The organism is Pseudomonas sp. PGPPP1, from assembly GCF_002255865.1.
Taxonomy (GTDB): domain Bacteria; phylum Pseudomonadota; class Gammaproteobacteria; order Pseudomonadales; family Pseudomonadaceae; genus Aquipseudomonas; species Aquipseudomonas cremoris.
Genome location: NZ_NKIG01000004.1, coordinates 105,847 through 122,355, shown reverse-complemented (window position 1 = coordinate 122,355; position 16,509 = coordinate 105,847). Strand labels below are relative to the sequence as shown.

Sequence of the window (16,509 nt, the reverse complement as noted above, 5' to 3'; positions counted from 1 at the left end):
CCCCTCCCTTGCCATGTGCGTGAGTGTACAACGCGGGTAAGATGCGTCGCAGGTTCCCGTCAGAAAATCCCATGCCCCTGCCACTGATCTACCACGACGACTACAGCCCCGAGTTCCCGGCGGACCATCGCTTCCCCATGGACAAGTTCCGCCTGTTGCGTGACCACTTGGTGTCCAGTGGACTGACTGAGGACAGCCAACTGCTGCGCCCACAACTCTGCCCACCCGAGATCCTGGCCCTGGCCCATGACCCCGGCTACATCGAACGCTACATGGGTGGCGAACTGTCCCGCGAAGACCAGCGCCGTCTCGGCCTCCCCTGGAACGAAGCCCTGGCCCGACGCACCGTGCGGGCAGTGGGCGGTTCGATCCTGGCCGCAGAAAAAGCCTTGGAACACGGCCTGGCCTGTCATTTGGCGGGGGGCACCCATCACGCCCACTACGATTACCCCGCAGGCTTTTGCATCTTCAATGACCTGGCAGTGATCAGTCATTACCTGCTGGCCAGCGGCCGGGTCAACCGTGTGCTGATCTTCGATTGCGACGTGCACCAAGGCGATGGCACCGCGCGCATCCTTCATGACACACCAGACGCCATCACCGTGTCGCTGCACTGCGAAAAGAACTTCCCCGCACGCAAGGCCCAAAGCGACTGGGACATCCCGCTGCCCATGGGCATGGGCGACGTCGACTACCTCAAGGTGGTGGACGATGCCCTCAACTACCTGCTGCCGCTGTACCAGCCGGACCTGGTGCTGTACGACGCCGGGGTCGATGTGCACAAGGACGACGCCCTCGGTTACCTCAAGCTGACAGACCAAGGCGTGGCCGCCCGCGATGAAAGCGTGATGCGCCATTGCCTGGGCCGCGACATTCCCGTGATGGGCGTGATCGGCGGCGGCTACAGCAAGGACCGCCCTGCCCTGGCCCGCCGCCACGGCATCCTGCACCACAGCGCACAACGGGTGTGGACGTCATCAGGCTGTCATTGAACTGTGGGCTTTACCCACAATGCCTGTGGAACGGCCTGTGGATAACTTGAGCGTAAGCGTCCAAGAGCCACTGTCTGCATGGGCTGCACAAAGCTGTACGTTTTTTGATCAGGCGTTTGCGCGATCGTCGGGTAGAATGCTCGGCCTGTTTATTCGACCGTAGCCCTCGCCATGCCCCAGACCCCACCTCAACACGTCACCCTCATCGGCGGCGGCCCCGCCGGGCTGATGGCCGCCGAAGTCTTGAGCCAGGCAGGGCTGCGCGTCGACCTGTACGACGGCATGCCATCGGTGGGGCGAAAATTCCTGCTGGCCGGCGTGGGCGGCATGAACATCACCCACTCCGAAGACTACCCGGCGTTCCTGTCGCGTTACGCCGAACGTGCACCGCACATGGCGCCGCTGCTGCGTGCGTTTGGCGCCGAAGCCTTATGTGAATGGATACACGGGTTGGGGATCGAGACCTTTGTCGGCACATCGGGCCGTGTATTTCCTACCGACATGAAAGCTGCGCCCCTGCTGCGTGCCTGGCTCAAGCGCCTGCGGGATCAAGGCGTGGTTATCCACACCCGACACCGCTGGACCGGCTGGAATGCCGACGGTGATTTACTTATCCACAGCCCCGAAGGCGAAAAAACCATCCAAAGCGATGCGGTGCTGCTGGCCCTCGGCGGGGGGAGTTGGTCGCGTCTGGGTTCCGACGGGGCTTGGCTCAAACTGCTGGCAGACAAGGGCGTGCACTACGCCCCGCTACAGCCAAGCAACTGTGGTTTCGAGGTGTCGGCCTGGAGCGAATTGATGGTCAGCAAATTCGCCGGCGCACCGCTGAAAAACGTCGCCATCGGACTGGGTGACGACAAACCTCGGCTGGGCGAATGTGTGGTCACCGCGACCGGCATCGAGGGCAGCCTGATCTACGCGCTGTCGGCACCGATTCGGGAAGCGATCAACCGCGAGGGGTCGGCCACGGTGCATATCGACCTGTTGCCAAGCAAGCCTGTGGACAAAATTCAAGCTGCGTTGGCCAAGCCGCGTGGTTCGCGGTCAATGAGCAAGCACTTGCACAGTCAGTTGGGGTTGGATGGCGTGAAAGCGGCGCTGTTGCGCGAGTTGGCGCCTGTGGAACACTTCAATGATCCGGCGCAATTAGCGGTGGATATCAAGGCGCTGCCACTGACCCTGGTGAAAACGCGGCCAATGGATGAAGCCATCAGCACCGCAGGCGGCGTGCCGTTCGAGGCGCTGGATGAACGCTTGATGCTCAAGCAATTGCCAGGGGTGTTTTGTGCGGGAGAGATGTTGGACTGGGAGGCGCCGACCGGTGGGTATTTACTGACCGGGTGTTTTGCCAGTGGACTGGCGGCTGGGCGGGGGATGTTGGAGTGGCTTAAGCGCTGAGATTTTTGGCGCGCTCAGGCCCGCCATCGCAGGCAAGCCAGCTCCCACATTTTGAATGTATTCACAAATCAAAAATGTGGGAGCTGGCTTGCCTGCGATGAGGCCATCAGCCTCACCCAAAAATTACTTCTTCTTACGCGGCCCAGTATTAAACACCGGCACCTTGCGCACCGGCTTGATCGAAGGTTCCGCCGGCGCCACTTCTCCGCTGTCCACCCACTTGCCCAGGTTGCGCTTGCCGCCACCACCGGACGTTTTAGGCTTCTTCGGTTTTTTCGGTTTCTTCACCACTTGCCCACTGGCGTCGGTGTCCGGCACGCGGTGCTCCGGTTCGAAATCCTGCTCCATGTGGCGAGCCAAGGTCTGACGGGTCAGCATTTCGATGGCCGAAAGCATGTTCACTTCATCGGCACACACCAGGGAAATCGCCTCGCCGGTATTGCCCGCACGACCGGTACGGCCGATGCGGTGGATGTAATCCTCGGCAACGATTGGCAGGTCAAAGTTGACCACCAGCGGCAGGTCTTCGATGTCCAGGCCACGGGCCGCCACATCGGTGGCCACCAGGATCTGCACATCGCTGCTCTTGAAACGGTCCAGCGCACGTTGGCGCGTGGCCTGCGGTTTGTCGCCATGGATACCGTCGGCATTGATGCCCAGGCCCTGCAACTTGTCCACCAGCGCATCTACACCGTTACGGGTCTTGGCGAACACCAGCACCTGCTTCCAACGGCCTTTACGCATCAGGTGCACAAACAGCTCCGGCTTGCGCTTCTTGTCCACCGGCACGATCCACTGCTTCACCGTGTTGGCAGCCACGTTGCGCGGGCTGACTTCGATACTCAGCGGGTCGTTGAGCATCTGCCCGGCCAACTGGCGGATGTCATCGGAGAAAGTGGCAGAGAACAGCAACGTCTGGCGCTTCTTCGGCAACATGCGGTAGATGTTCGCCAGCTCTTCGGAGAAGCCCAGGTCGAGCATGCGGTCGGCTTCGTCCAGCACCAGGGTTTGCAGCTGGTTGAGTTTCAGCGCGTTCTGGCGAAACAGGTCGATCAGGCGGCCAGGCGTGGCGACCAGAATGTCGACGCCCTTGCGCAGCTTCATCATCTGCGGGTTGATGCTCACGCCGCCGTACACCGCATAAGTGGTCAGCGGCAGGTTTTGCGCATACTCGGCAACACTGGCGTGAACCTGCTCGGCCAACTCGCGGGTGGGGCACAGGATCAACGCACGCGCCGAGTTGGCAGCGACTTTCGGCCCTTCCATGGTCAGCAGTTGCAGCAACGGCACGGCGAAACCGGCGGTCTTGCCGGTACCGGTCTGGGCCGCAGCCATCAGGTCGCGACCGGCCAGCACCGCCGGAATGGCTTGCGCCTGCACCGGCGTCGGGGTCTGGTAGCCAAGCGTCTCAAGGGCGCGCAGCAAGGGTTCGATCAGGCCAAGGGTGGCGAAAGTCATGTGTTTACCGTAGGAAAATTCAGCGCAAGGAACGCAATGGGCCGCAGTTTACCTTATTTCCGGCTTGGGCTTGCGCCACTGGGGCAGGCTGATCAACAGCACCGCGCTGATGATCACCAACATGGCCAAGGCTTCTTCCAGGCCGATGGTCTCGCCCACGAATACGATCCCCAGCAACACCGCCACCGCCGGGTTGACGTAGGCATAACTGGTGGCCGCCGCCGGACGCACGTGCTTGAGCAGGTACATGTAGGCATTGAAGGCGATGATCGAACCAAACACGGCCAGGTAAGCCAGGGCCAACCAGCCCTCTACGGGCGGCATGGCGTGCAGGCGCTCACCGGTCAGCGCACTGCCGATCAACAGCGTGACACCCGCCACCAGCATTTCTGCGGCACTGGCCATGGCGCCTTGAGGCAGCGGCAAGCGCCGGCTCCACACCGAACCGAACGCCCACGACGCTGCGGCGAATAACAACAAAGCCGCGCCCATCGGGCTCGATTGCAAGGTGCTGCCCATATTGAGCATGGCGATGCCGATCATGCCCAGAATCACACCCGCCCATTCCAGCTTTGTATTGCGCGCGCCCCAAAAATAGCCACACAACAAGGTAAACAGCGGCACCGTCGCCACCGCCAGCGCGGCCACGCCGGACGACACACCTGTGTGCTCCGCGACGCTGACCGCGCCATTGCCGAAGGTCAGCAGCAAAACGCCGATCTTGGCCGCCGCTTTCCACTGCACCCAGGTCGGCGCTGGCACCCCGCGCCAGCGCAGAAAACCGTACATCACCGCCCCCGCCGCCAAGAAGCGAATCCCGCCCAACATCAGCGGCGGCCAGTACTCCACGCCGATGCGGATCACCAGGTAGGTGGAACCCCAGATCACATACAGCGCAAAAAAGGCGGCGATCAACGGTAAGGGAAAGCGACTGGGGCCAGGCATTGGGCGGCTCTATGGCAGGAGAAAGGACGCTTATTCTAAAAAAGCAGCCCGTTAAACATAAGTTACAAAACCTGTTTAAACCGCCCATACACTTTTCAAAGCATGGTTATGAAGGCTATAAACCGTGCTTTCGAAAGCCACGCGCAACGGGAGCCTTATCATGGACAAATACGACCGCATGCTCCTCAGCGCCCTGCTCGAAGACGGCCGCGCGTCCTATGCGCAATTAGCGCGCACGGTGAATCTCTCCGCTCCAGCCGTGGCTGAACGCGTGGCCAAGCTTGAGGCCAGCGGGGTGATCACGGGGTATCAAGCCAAGGTGGACCTGTCCAAAGTCGGCTTGCCGATTCAGTGCGTGATTGAGTTGCGACTGACCAATCATGGAAGCCAGAAGGTGTATGACGCCTTGGCAGAAATCCCCGAACTGACTGAATGCCATCGGGTAACGGGTGACCCGTGCGTGATTATGCAAGCGGCGGTCGGCTCGATGCCGGAGTTGGAGAACTTGATCAACCGGGTGGCGAAGTTTGGGTTCAGCAAGACTTCGATTATTTTGTCGAGTGCGATAGAGCGGCGGGTGCCGTTGGAGCAACTGGAGGTGAAAAATGGTGGGTAAGGTCGTCAGCCTCAGCCATCCGATCAGCCCGCGAATTCCTTTGTGGCCGGGGGACCCGTCGGTGGTGTTCGAAGATTTCGCGTCGTTGAGCAAAGACGGCTACTTCCTACGCCGTTTCAGCATGGGCGAACACAGCGCCACCCACATGAACGCGCCGAACAGCTTTTATGCTGATGGCATAGGCATCGACGGCTATCAACCCCACGACCTGGTGCGGCCTGCGGTGGTCATCGACGTACGGGCCGGATGCACGCCGGATTACGAAATCAGCGTGCAGGACATTCAAGACTGGGAGAACCAACACGGCCGCATCGAACCGGGCTGCGTGGTGTTGATGTACACCGGCTGGCAGCACCTTTGGGATGATCCGGTGGCGTTCTTTGGCCAGGATGCCCAAGGCTCGCATTTCCCGGGGATCGGCGAGGCGGCAATTCAATTTCTGCTGTCCCAGCGCCAAGTAGCCGGTGTCGGCATTGATACCCACGGGGTTGATCCGGGGCAAAGCAGTACGTTCGCGACCAACCGTGCGGTGTTGGCGGGCAACGGGATTGTGTTGGAGTGTTTGACCCACTTAGACCAGTTGCCGCCTAAAGGCGCGACGTTAGTGATTGGTGTATTGGCGCTTGAAGGTGGGTCGGGATCGCCAGCGTCAGTGATGGCACTCATCTCCTGAGAATGCCAAAGACCTAATGTGGGAGCGGGCTTGCTCCCACATTTGGATCTTCGGTGTTTTTTGGAGTGTGGCGGGATCAGAACCCGCGATGCTTCTTGAGGTGCTCGGTGATCTTCGCCGCCGGCACTTTCTGCAAAGTGCACAGCAGGTCGTGGGACAGTTCACGCAAACCATGCGTGCCGCGCAGTTCCTGAGCCAGGTGAGCGGTCAAGTTGGCAGCCATCTCCGCATCCGCCATCGCCCGGTGAGCCTTGCCGGTGTGAGGCAGTTGGGCAAACGAATTCAAGGTGCCGAGCTTGTGGTTCGGTGCTGTCGGCATAAGGCGACGCGCCAGCAATAGCGAGCAAGCGAATTTTTGCAGGCGGGTGCGGCGGATCAGGCCCAGTTCGAAGTCCCAGAACTTCTGGTCGAACGCAGCGTTGTGCGCCAGCAGCGGCGTGGTGCCGACGAACTCATTGACCTCGTTCATCACCCGCTCGGCTGGCGGCGCAGCGCGCAGCATCGCGTTGCTGATGCCGGTAAGTTGCTCGATGAAACCGGGCACGCGTACACCAGCATTCATCAGGCTCTGGTAGCGGTCCACGATCTGGCCACGTTCGAGGATGACCACGGCGATTTCGGTGGCGCGGCAGTGGCTGCTCGGGGTGATGCCGGTGGTTTCAAAGTCGATGACCGCTATACGTTCCAAACCTGTTCCAACTCCGTCTAATCAATTTATTTAAGCAACAACGCGCCTTCAATCGGCACGTAGCGACTCGCCGCACGGATCAACGAGTTCGCCGTCAGCCCCGGCACGCCATAGGCCACAGCTTCCACGCCATGCTTGTGGATAACCCGGTCGAGCAACATGTCGAAGTCACCGTCGCCGGAAGCCAGGACGATTTCGTCGACGTGGTCGGCGGCGTCCATGATGTCGATGGTGATGCCCACGTCCCAGTCGCCCTTGGCCGAGCCGTCGCTGCGCTGGATGTAGGGCTTGAGTTTTACCGTAAAGCCCAGGTTGCGCAGGATCTGCTGGAACTGCTGCTGCTTGCTGTCGCCCCGGTCGATGGCATAGGCGTACGCCTCGACGATCTGCCCGCGCGAGCTGATGTCAGCCCACAGGGCGGCGTAATTGAAGTGGCAGCCATAGGCCTGGCGGACGGTGTAGTAGAGGTTTTGCACATCGGCGAACACTGCAATTTTCTTCACCGCACTTCCTCATGACAGCCAGGCGCCAGGGCCCGGAAAGGGTGCCAGTATGCCAGCCGCGTGAAAGTTTCCGGAAAAAATCAGCCCGGGGCGACGAAGCGCCCCGGGCCTGGGTGTGTCAGACGAAGGAATCGTCGTCGCCGAAGGAAGAGGAGTCGTCGGAATAATCGCTGTCGGCAAAGCTGTCCGAGTTGTTGCTGCCCCAGCTGTCATTACCGGCGAAACGCTGGTCATCGTTGCCCCAGTTGCCGTTGTCACTGGCGGGCGCCGGCTCTTCGCGGATGATTTCTTCCACGACCTGCGGTTGTTGCGAGTTGTGGTTGAACAGGCTGCTGATGCCTTCAGCCAGCATCACGCCACCGGCCACACCGGCGGCGGTTTTCAGCGCACCACCGAGGAAACCGCTGCCAATAGGAGCGGCGGGCGCTTGCTGCGGCTGTTGATAATTTTGCTGGGGCGCGCCGTAGTTTTGCTGCGGCGCAGGCTGGCCAAACGAAGGCCGCGCCGGTTCACGCCAGCCGCCACCGTTGGAAGCCGGAGCACTGGGCGCTGGCTGTGGGTCGCGGGAACCGCCGCCAAAGATACTCGACAGGAAGCCGCCGCTGCTTGGTGCCGGTTGGGAAGCCTGGGATTTGGCCTGCTGCAACTCATCCTGCAACTGTTGGATCTGCTGCGCTTGCTGCTTGTTCTGCGCGTCGAGGCTCTTGAGCGCGTGTTCCTGCACCAGAATCGACTGGGTCATGTAGTACCCGGCCGCCGGTTGGCGAGTCATGTGCTCCTTGATCCGCGCTTCGGCCAGGGCGTCGCGGGGGGCTGAGTCCGTTTCGGCTTGCTGCAACCGTGAAAACAGTCCATCGATCAGGGTTTGCTCTTCGCTGTTCATGGCGACCTCGTTAGATTGCCGGTAAAAATCATGGTCCCGCCTGTGATCAGGCTAAGGTACGGACTAGTTATGGGGCTGTTACCAGTTGTTTCAATGGTCTTTACTCAAGGTTTACGTTTGCTTACGCCCAGCCATGATCGGTTAAAGTGTTGCCCTTGCTTTCAGGCCAGCGATGAACTTGATGAATCCGTTAGACGTGCTCCGCGACTCCTTGCGTTTCACCCAACACAACCTGGGCGCCATCGTCCAGTTGTGCCTGCCGTTGGTGATCCTCGAAGCCCTGCTGCAACAGGTGCTCAACCACGCAATCGGCCCGGATGCCTTCCCCGGCTACAGCGTGGTCGTGGGGTTGCTGGTGTACCCGCTGTACACCGGCGCGCTGATCCTGTTTCTTGACGCCCGCACCCGTGGCGAGTCGCCGCGTACCAAGGACGTGTGGGCCATGGCGCTGACCCTGTGGCCGCGCTTCGCCCTGCTGACGGCCATCAGTACCTTGCTGATCTTGCTGGGGCTGTCGCTGTATTTCCTGCCCGGCCTGTGGCTGATGGTGGTGCTGGCATTCGCCGAATACCTGCTGGTGCTGCGCGGCATGCCAGCGCTGGAGGCGATGAAGGAAAGCTTCCGCCTGACCCGTGGGCATTTCTGGCGAATCCTGGTGTGCCTGCTATGCGTGATGACGCCGTTGTGGCTGCTCAAGGGCGCCAGCGTGGCCGCCTACCCAACCCCGGCGCCGCTGCTGGGACTGTTGATCGACAGCGCTCACAGCTTCCTGCAACTGTTCACCAGCGTGGTGTTGTTCCGTTTATTCATGCTGATCGGTGGCGATGCCGACGCGCGGTGATATGCTCCGTGGCATTCCTAAAACGCTATAAGCCGAGCCGATGACCCGTTTATTGCGCATAACCCTGTTGGGCCTGTTGATCATTGCGGGCCTGCTCGCCGCCCTGATCTACAGCCTGACCTGGCGCCCCGAAGCGAAGGAAACCCTGCCGGTGAGCTGCGTCGCCCCCCGTGCGCCGACACTGCTGCCGGGGCAGGCGCTTAAGGTCATGACTTGGAACGTGCAATACCTGGCCGGCAAGAACTACGTGTTCTGGTACGACACCGCCGACGGCAGTGGCCCAGATGAACGCCCCACCGTGGAAGACATGGCCGCCAGCCTCGACGAAGTGGCGCGGGTGATTCGCGACGAACAACCCGACCTCCTGCTGCTGCAGGAGATCGATGAAAACGCCAAGCCGTCTCATTACCAGGACCAACTCGCCCTGCTGCAAGAGCGCCTGGTCGATCTCTACCCCTGCAGTGCCCAAGCCTTCGACTGGAAAGCCGACTTCGTCCCCGACTGGCATATCTTCGGCAGTGTAGGCCGCAAGCTGGCGACGCTGAGCCGCTACCAGATCGAACACGCCGAACGCCTGCAATTGCCGGCGGCCCCGGCCAACTTCATCAGCCGTCAGTTCCAACCCAAGCCCGCCCTGTTGTTGACCTACCTGCCGCTGAGCGACGGGGGCCAACTGGCGGTGCTCAACACCCGCCTGGATGGCGACATGCCCGGACGCAACGCCGTACAGGAGCAGGTCCAGGCCACCGTCAAACTGCTGGATAAATTCGAAGGCCGGGGCACGCCTTGGTTGATCGGCGGGGATTTCAACCTGCTGCCCCTGGGGCAATTCCTACGCCTGGACGCCGACAAGCGCGGGCAGTATTCACCGGACAGCGAGCTGCACCTGCTGTGGGACAAATACCCGATGATCCCGAGCAACAGCCAATCCAGCGGCATCGACCGTGAAAAGTGGCTGACTCACTTTCCCAATGACCCGAGTGTCGATGGGCCGGACCGCACGCTTGATTACCTGTTCTACAGCCCGCGCATCAAGCGGGTGGAAGCCCGAGTGCGCCAGGACGACACGTTGCGTATCTCCAACCATCTGCCGGTGATTGCACGCTTCCTGTTGCCAGCTGCGCAATAACAACCCTCTGTGGGAGCTGGCTTGCCTGCGATGCAGACGACGCGGCCTCTCAGGTACACCGCGGCGATGCCATCGCAGGCAAGCCAGCTCCCACAGTTGATCTGCGCAGCGCCTACTTTCGGGGTTTGATCCTGGCAGTGGGCTCGGCCACCAACGGGTCATCCGGCCAGTAGTGCTTGGGGTACCGCCCCTTCAGATCCTTCTTCACGTCGGCGTAGGTACTGCGCCAGAAGTTCGCCAGATCCTGCGTCACCTGCACCGGCCGTCGCGCCGGGGACAGCAGGTGCAGCTTCACCACCTGACGGCCGCCGGCAATGCGCGGGGTGTCTGCCAGCCCGAACAATTCCTGCAGGCGCACCGCCAGAATCGGTGGCTGTTCGCTGTAGTCCAACGGCACCGACGAACCCGACGGCACTTTCACATGTTGCGGCGCCAGTTCGTCGAGGCGCTGGGGCAGCGGCCAGGGCAGCAGGTTGTGCAGGAAGCTTGCGATATCCAGGTTGGCGAAATGGCTCAGCCGCGAGACTTTGCCCAGGTAAGGCATCAGCCAGTGCTCCAGCCCGGCGAGCAAGGCGTTGTCGCTGATATCGGGCCATTCGCTGGTTTTACCGGCATCCAGTTGGCGCAGCAGCATGACGCGGGCCTGCCATTGGCGCAGTTCCGGAGTCCAGGGCAATAACTCCAGCCCCTTGCGGCGTACCAGGTTAACCAACGCCTGGCTGCGAGCGGATTCGTCGAGGCCCGTAAGGGCCTCGCGGCTGAGCACCAGTTCACCGACTTTGCGCTGGCGTTCAGCGCGCAGTACGCCTTCACGTTCATCCCAGTCGAGTTGATCGACAGTGCGCACCTGCTCGGCCAGCACCGAATCGAACAGTGCGGGGTCAAAATCCGCCGCCAAATAGATACGCTCTTCGCGCTGGCCCTGGCGGCTGCCGAGGTCGGCGATCACCAACCACGGCTGTTTCATCAGGCTGTCGGCTTCGGCAAACAGCGCGGCACGGCCGTTGGCCAAGCGGTATTCCGCGCCTCCGGGGCGACGTTGCTGGGCAACGCGGTCCGGGTAGGCCAATGCCAACAGGGCACCGAGCCAGCGCGGGTGATCAGGGTCGGTCACGGGTTGCGTGGCCTGGCCTCTCAGGTAGCCGCGATACTGGCGTGCCAGCTGCTTGGCCCGCTGCACGCCGCCTTGGGCGCCGCGTGCACGTTCTTCGCCGGAGAGCAACGCCAGGCGGCTGTGCAAATCCGCGCCGCCCCCGCGCAAGATATCGCGCTCCCCCAGCAGCGCCGCGACATCACACGCGGTTGCCGCCAAACCCAGCTCCTGACCGCGTAACAGCAAATGACCGATACGCGGATGAGCCGGCAGCTCAGCCATTTTTTGGCCGTGAGCGGTGAGTTTGTTGTCGTTCAAGGCGCCCAGTCGCATCAACAAGTCCTGGGCCTGGGCATACGCAGCGGTCGGCGGCACATCCAACCACACCAGTTGATTGGGGGTGACGCCCCAGCGAGCCAACTGCAGGGCTAAACCTGCAAGGTCGGCGGCAAGGATTTCCGCGCTGCTGTAGGCCGCCAACCCTTCATGTTGGTCCTCGGACCACAACCGATAACACACCCCAGGCTCCAACCGCCCTGCCCGACCGGCACGCTGGGTGGCGCTGGCGCGAGAGATGCGCTGGGTGTCGAGGCGGGTCATGCCGCTGCCAGGGTCGAAACGCGGCACGCGCGCCAGCCCGGCATCGATCACTACACGCACGCCGTTGATGGTCAGGCTGGTCTCGGCGATGTTGGTGGCCAGCACTACTTTGCGTTTGCCGAGGGGTGCCGGATCGATGGCGGCGCGTTGAGCGTTGAGGTCCAGCTCGCCATGCAGGGGGCACAGCAGCACATCGCTGCGATCACCGAGGGCGTCGGCCAGTTGCTGGTTGACCCGACGAATTTCCGCCTGGCCGGGTAGGAACACCAGCACGCTGCCGGTTTCGTCATGCAGCGCTTCGAGGATGGTCTGTACCAAACGCGGCTCGATAAACTCCCCCGCCTGGTACGGCCGCCCCCAGCGCATCTGCACCGGGAACATGCGCCCTTCGCTGCGCAGGATCGGCGCGTTATCTAGCAAGCCCGCCAGGCGCTCGCCTTCGAGGGTCGCGGACATCAGCAGGATTTTCAGCGGCTGCTCATCGCGGAACAGGTCGCGGCCATTCAGGCTAAGGGCCAGCGCCAGGTCGGCGTCGAGACTGCGCTCGTGGAACTCGTCAAAGATCAGCAGGCCCACGCCGTCCAGCGCCGGGTCGTCTTGCAGGCGACGGGTGAGGATGCCTTCGGTGACCACTTCGATACGGGTGTTGGGGCCGACTTTGCTGTCGAGGCGAATGCGATAGCCCACGGTTTCGCCGACCTTCTCGCCCAATTCGCTGGCCAGTCGCTCCGCCGCGGCGCGGGCGGCCAGGCGGCGGGGTTCGAGCATCAGGATGGTCTGCCCGGCCAGCCATGGCTCGTTCAACAGCGCCAAGGGTACACGGGTGGTTTTACCGGCGCCGGGGGGCGCTTCCAGCACGGCTTCATGGCGAGTCGCCAAGGCGTCACGCAGGGCGGGTAAAACATCATCGATCGGCAACGAATTCATACTGGCTCCAAAGCAGAGCGGCGAGTATAACGGCGAACTGCCGGATGCCGGCGGTGGTCTCACAAGCACCGCACCCTTCGCTTGGCAACGCGGTCAATGGTGGGAGCTGGCTTGCCTGCGATAGCGGTGGGTCAGCCTGCCAATGTGGCTCTGATACACCGCTATCGCAGGCAAGCCAGCTCCCACATTAGAGCGGCGTCGTTCAGCGCAATTGTCATATAGTCCCTTATCAACTGTGTTCAGGAGAATTTCATGCGTATCGCGTCCCGTATCATCGGCGGTGTCCTCACCGTTACCCTGCTGAGCCAACTGACCGCCTGCGGTTCGATCTTCTTCCCGGACCGCCGTGGCCAGATCGACGGCAAGATCGACCCCACCGTGGCGGTGCTCGATGCCATCGGCCTGCTGTTCTACGTGATCCCGGGCCTGATTGCCTTCGGCGTCGACTTCGCCACCGGCGCCATCTACTTCGAACCGGGCAAGACCGCCCAAGTCGACCCGGCAAAACTCCACGAAGCCATCGGCGCAGACGGCAAAGTCGACAACGGCAAGCTGCAAACCATCATCCAGAAAGAAACCGGCCGCAGCCTGCCGCTGGACGACCCACGCATGATCCAGTTCAAGGGCAGCGTGCAACAGCTGGCTTCCCTGGGCCTGCAACCCGCCGCTTAAGGATTCGATCCGTCTATGACCAGCAGTCCCGAACACGCCAGGCTTTTGCGCCTGGCCACCCGCGCCTCGGTGGGCGTGGCTTGTGCGCTGATTATCACCAAGGCCATCGCCTGGTGGCTCAGCGGCTCGGTGAGCATGCTCGCCGGGTTGACCGACTCGCTGCTGGACGGCGTGACATCGCTGCTCAATTTGCTTGCAGTGCATTACGCGCTGCGCCCGGCAGATGACGATCACCGTTACGGGCATGGCAAGGCGGAATCGTTGTCGGGCATGGCCCAGGCGCTGTTTATCGGCGGCAGTGCGGTGTTGATCGCGTTCCAGGCCTACCAGCGTTTACAGCACCCGGAACCGGTGGGCGCGCCGTGGTTGAGCATCGGCGTGATCATCTTTTCGCTGGTACTGACCGTGGCGCTGCTGATGCTGCAACACCGGGTAATCCGCGAAACCGGCTCCAACGCCGTGCGGGCGGACTCGCTGCATTACCGCTCGGACCTGATGCTCAACGGCAGCATCCTGGTGGCGCTGGTGCTCGCGGGCATGGGCTTTCATCAAGTGGATGCGTGGTTCGGCCTGGGCATCGCCGCCTACATTTTATGGAGCGCGGTCCAGATCGCCCGGGAAAGCTTTGCGGTACTGATGGACGAAGAGCTGCCGCCGGAAGTCAGCCAGCACATGTTGGAATTGGCTCGTGGCGTTCCGGGGGTGCTGGGTGCCCATGACTTGCGCACGCGCATCTCGGGCAACCACTGGTTCGTGCAGTTGCACCTGGAATTGCCGGGAGAATTGACGCTGTCAGTCGCTCATGGCATCAGCGACCAAGCCGCCGACGCCATTCACCAGGCCTACCCGCGTGCCGAAGTGCTGGTGCACGCCGACCCGCGGGAAGTGGTCACGGGCAACAAGGCCTAGTACTGCACCTGGTAGCCGCGGCTGGTCAGGCAATTGCCCTGGGCCTGGCGGTAGGTTTGCACCACCGCAGGGTCGGGGGCGTAGGTGACTTGCTGCGGGTCGAAACCACTTTGCTGCACCGCCCAGCGATAACAGTCGTAGCCGTCTTGCTGCACCTGGGCCGGTGTCTGGCCGTTGGCGGGGTAGGCAACCACATCATAGCCATTGCCTTGCGGCGCGGGCTGTGGCGCGGGCACCTGCGTTGGTGGTTGCACCACCACGTACTGCTGGGTGCTGCTCTCGTAGGTGTAATACGCACCGGCGGCGAGGAAGAACAGCGCGCTGCCCACCCACACTTCCCGTGCGTAGTCCGGCAGGTATTGCACGCGGATGCCGTACGGCGGCGTCACCACCACATAACGCGGGCCCTGCGGACGGTACCAGTAGCCGCCGGAGAAAAAGTAATCCTGGCCACGGTAAGGCACGCGGTAGTTGCGGTCGTGGAAGCGGTCGACGGTATAACCAGGGCGATATTGCGGGCCTGGGCCCCAACCATTGCCGTGCCCATCAGGGCGACCTGCCCAGCGCACGTCGTTCGGGTGGCCATTGTTGAAGCCGCCGCCAGGACGTGGCCCCGGCCCATTGCCGGCCTGCCAATGCGGGTTGCCATCGTTACGACGCGGGATGTCCTGGTAGTTGCCCTGGCGCGGCTCTTGGGTTTGCCGAACGGTGTCTGGACGCCCCTGGATCGGGAGGTTGTTCGCCGGTTGCGGCGCGGGCCGTGGCTGTTCTGCGTTTTGTGGCCGGCCCTGCCACTGCCCGCCGTTATGCGGCTGTTGCTCGGCGCGGTCGAAATGCTGGTTCTGCGGACGCGGCTGCGCGTTCTCGACGCGCGGCGCCTGCTGCTGACGCGGTTGATTGTTTTCCGGGCGTGGCTGGTTGTTCTGCGGCCGTGGCTGGTTATTGCCTGGCCGACCACCCTCTTGCCCTCGTTCATGCTGACCGCCGCCCTCAGGGCGCGGTGGGTTATCACGGTCGTCAGCCATCACTTGCGTGCCAACGGTAACCATCAGCAAACCTACACCTGCCAAACGCCAGATGCGCTTCATGCTATTCCTCACTGCGGATTAGGGCCTAGAGTGTCCGGCCTCATAACATGAGACTGGAAAAGCCTCACCCGGTTCTGAGACAGGTTATCAGTCACGAGAAGTATTTTTACAGGCAAAAGAAAAGGGGTGACCCGTCGGCCACCCCTTGAGAACTTCGTCCTGGCTCAACGCTTTTGGCGTTGGCTCACCTCACGCCGTCTTGTGGACAGTGTGCAGCCTGGAGGCCGGCTCAACCCTGCTGGGGTGGCGGCCGCAGCAGGCCTGATTGGGCGAGCTGCGATGGACTGTTGTCCAGGCGGTGATTCTGTTGATAAAGATACCCGCCTGCGCCCGACAGATGATTGCGAAGATTGCGTCAATAAACAGTGCTTGCGCAATTTTTAACCCTTCATAGATAATTCGCCGCAATAGTTACGACAAAGGCCAACCCAATGAGCAAGCTTGACCGATACGACCTGAGTATTTTGGCGGAATTGCAGCGCGACGCGAGGATCTCCAACCAGGAGTTGGCCGAACGCATCGGCTTGTCGCCTTCGCCGTGCTCGCGCCGGGTCAAGCAGTTGGAGGACGACGGCTACATTGCCCGCCAGGTCGCCTTGCTCGACCGCAAGATGCTCGGCCTGAGCCTTACCGCCTACGTGCTGATCGGCATGGACCGACATACACCGGAGCGTTTCGAGAACTTCGAAGCGGCCATCCGCACCCTGCCCCAGGTGTTGGAATGCAGCCTGGTGACCGGGATGGACGCCGACTATCAGTTGAAAGTGGTGGTGCCGGACATGGACCACTACCAGAAACTGCTACTGGGGCATTTGACCCGAATTGAAGGGGTGACCAGCGTGCGGTCGAGTTTTGTGCTGAACCAGGTGCTCAATAGCACTGAGTTGCCACTGACTCACTTACGTACCTAAGACCGCCGCAAAACAAATGTGGGAGCTGGCTTGCCTGCGATGCAGGCAACTCGGTATGTCAGCAAAACCGAGGTGATGCTATCGCAGGCAAGCCAGCTCCCACATTGACCGCGACCGACTTAGGTCAATGTTGCGCCTGCGACGCTGCCTTATACTTCCCGCCTGCCTTTGTCGGAAATGTCC

The 16,509-nt window shown here is 61.9% G+C and carries 16 protein-coding genes; 9 read left to right on the top strand and 7 right to left on the bottom strand.

Annotated features, from left to right (window positions below):
• Positions 1-71 precede the first annotated feature (71 nt).
• Together CFE47_RS08175 and CFE47_RS08170 are read left to right on the top strand one after the other, a co-directional pair.
• A complete protein-coding gene (locus CFE47_RS08175; protein ID WP_185708578.1) occupies positions 72-992 on the top strand; it encodes a histone deacetylase family protein in 921 nt (306 codons plus the stop codon).
• Positions 993-1,163: 171 nt separating this feature from the next.
• Positions 1,164-2,390 (top strand): TIGR03862 family flavoprotein, encoded by a 1,227-nt coding sequence (locus CFE47_RS08170; RefSeq protein ID WP_286836226.1) that lies wholly within the window; start codon positions 1,164-1,166, stop codon positions 2,388-2,390.
• Positions 2,391-2,513: 123 nt separating this feature from the next.
• Here the strand turns inward: CFE47_RS08170 and rhlE1 are convergent, their stop codons facing one another.
• Positions 2,514-3,848 carry an RNA helicase RhlE1 gene (rhlE1, locus tag CFE47_RS08165; RefSeq protein WP_286836225.1) on the bottom strand — a complete coding sequence of 445 codons (1,335 nt, stop codon included), beginning with the start codon at positions 3,846-3,848 and terminating at the stop codon, positions 2,514-2,516.
• A 48-nt stretch (positions 3,849-3,896) separates the two neighbouring features.
• Positions 3,897-4,793: a drug/metabolite exporter YedA gene (gene yedA / locus CFE47_RS08160; RefSeq protein WP_286836224.1), complete on the bottom strand. Its 897-nt coding sequence runs from the start codon at positions 4,791-4,793 to the stop codon at positions 3,897-3,899.
• Between the two features lie 160 nt (positions 4,794-4,953).
• On the opposite strand from yedA, the gene CFE47_RS08155 reads away from it, so the two are divergent.
• Complete coding sequence (locus tag CFE47_RS08155) at positions 4,954-5,409, top strand: Lrp/AsnC family transcriptional regulator (protein WP_286836223.1); 456 nt, start codon at positions 4,954-4,956, stop codon at positions 5,407-5,409.
• A complete protein-coding gene (locus CFE47_RS08150; protein WP_286836222.1) occupies positions 5,399-6,082 on the top strand; it encodes a cyclase family protein in 684 nt (227 codons plus the stop codon). Before CFE47_RS08155 ends, CFE47_RS08150 begins: the two co-directional genes overlap by 11 nt.
• A 76-nt stretch (positions 6,083-6,158) precedes the next feature.
• On the opposite strand, the gene CFE47_RS08145 is transcribed toward CFE47_RS08150, so the two are convergent.
• The 3 genes from CFE47_RS08145 to CFE47_RS08135 all read right to left on the bottom strand — a co-directional run bounded on the left by CFE47_RS08145 (position 6,159) and on the right by CFE47_RS08135 (position 8,156).
• Positions 6,159-6,770, bottom strand: coding sequence for a 3'-5' exonuclease (locus CFE47_RS08145; RefSeq protein ID WP_286836221.1), 612 nt, complete (start codon positions 6,768-6,770; stop codon positions 6,159-6,161).
• Positions 6,771-6,796: 26 nt separating this feature from the next.
• Positions 6,797-7,273: a LabA-like NYN domain-containing protein gene (locus CFE47_RS08140; protein WP_033896500.1), complete on the bottom strand. Its 477-nt coding sequence runs from the start codon at positions 7,271-7,273 to the stop codon at positions 6,797-6,799.
• A 118-nt stretch (positions 7,274-7,391) separates the two neighbouring features.
• Positions 7,392-8,156: a DUF2076 domain-containing protein gene (locus CFE47_RS08135; RefSeq protein ID WP_286836220.1), complete on the bottom strand. Its 765-nt coding sequence runs from the start codon at positions 8,154-8,156 to the stop codon at positions 7,392-7,394.
• A 181-nt stretch (positions 8,157-8,337) separates the two neighbouring features.
• Here CFE47_RS08135 and CFE47_RS08130 point away from each other — a divergent pair, with 181 nt between their 5' ends.
• Both CFE47_RS08130 and CFE47_RS08125 read left to right on the top strand, forming a co-directional pair.
• Entirely contained in the window at positions 8,338-8,997 is a 660-nt protein-coding gene (locus tag CFE47_RS08130) for a YciC family protein (RefSeq protein ID WP_185708585.1), read from the top strand.
• 40 nt (positions 8,998-9,037) lie between these two features.
• Positions 9,038-10,126, top strand: coding sequence for an endonuclease/exonuclease/phosphatase family protein (locus CFE47_RS08125; RefSeq protein WP_286836219.1), 1,089 nt, complete (start codon positions 9,038-9,040; stop codon positions 10,124-10,126).
• A gap of 112 nt (positions 10,127-10,238) precedes the next feature.
• On the opposite strand, the gene hrpB is transcribed toward CFE47_RS08125, so the two are convergent.
• Positions 10,239-12,746, bottom strand: coding sequence for an ATP-dependent helicase HrpB (hrpB, locus tag CFE47_RS08120; protein WP_286836218.1), 2,508 nt, complete (start codon positions 12,744-12,746; stop codon positions 10,239-10,241).
• A 252-nt stretch (positions 12,747-12,998) separates the two neighbouring features.
• On the opposite strand from hrpB, the gene pmcY reads away from it, so the two are divergent.
• Positions 12,999-13,418 carry a periplasmic Zn2+ metallochaperone PmcY gene (gene pmcY, locus CFE47_RS08115; protein WP_286836217.1) on the top strand — a complete coding sequence of 140 codons (420 nt, stop codon included), beginning with the start codon at positions 12,999-13,001 and terminating at the stop codon, positions 13,416-13,418.
• Positions 13,419-13,433: 15 nt separating this feature from the next.
• The gene (locus tag CFE47_RS08110) at positions 13,434-14,327 is read left to right on the top strand and encodes a cation diffusion facilitator family transporter (protein WP_185708589.1); all 894 of its coding nucleotides are present in this window, start codon (positions 13,434-13,436) and stop codon (positions 14,325-14,327) included.
• On the opposite strand, the gene CFE47_RS08105 is transcribed toward CFE47_RS08110, so the two are convergent.
• Positions 14,324-15,415, bottom strand: coding sequence for a DUF6515 family protein (locus CFE47_RS08105; RefSeq protein ID WP_286836216.1), 1,092 nt, complete (start codon positions 15,413-15,415; stop codon positions 14,324-14,326). The two genes, CFE47_RS08110 and CFE47_RS08105, sit on opposite strands and share 4 nt — an antisense overlap.
• Positions 15,416-15,846: 431 nt before the next feature.
• On the opposite strand from CFE47_RS08105, the gene CFE47_RS08100 reads away from it, so the two are divergent.
• Complete coding sequence (locus tag CFE47_RS08100; RefSeq protein WP_003194418.1) at positions 15,847-16,326, top strand: Lrp/AsnC family transcriptional regulator; 480 nt, start codon at positions 15,847-15,849, stop codon at positions 16,324-16,326.
• Positions 16,327-16,509: the final 183 nt, after the last annotated feature.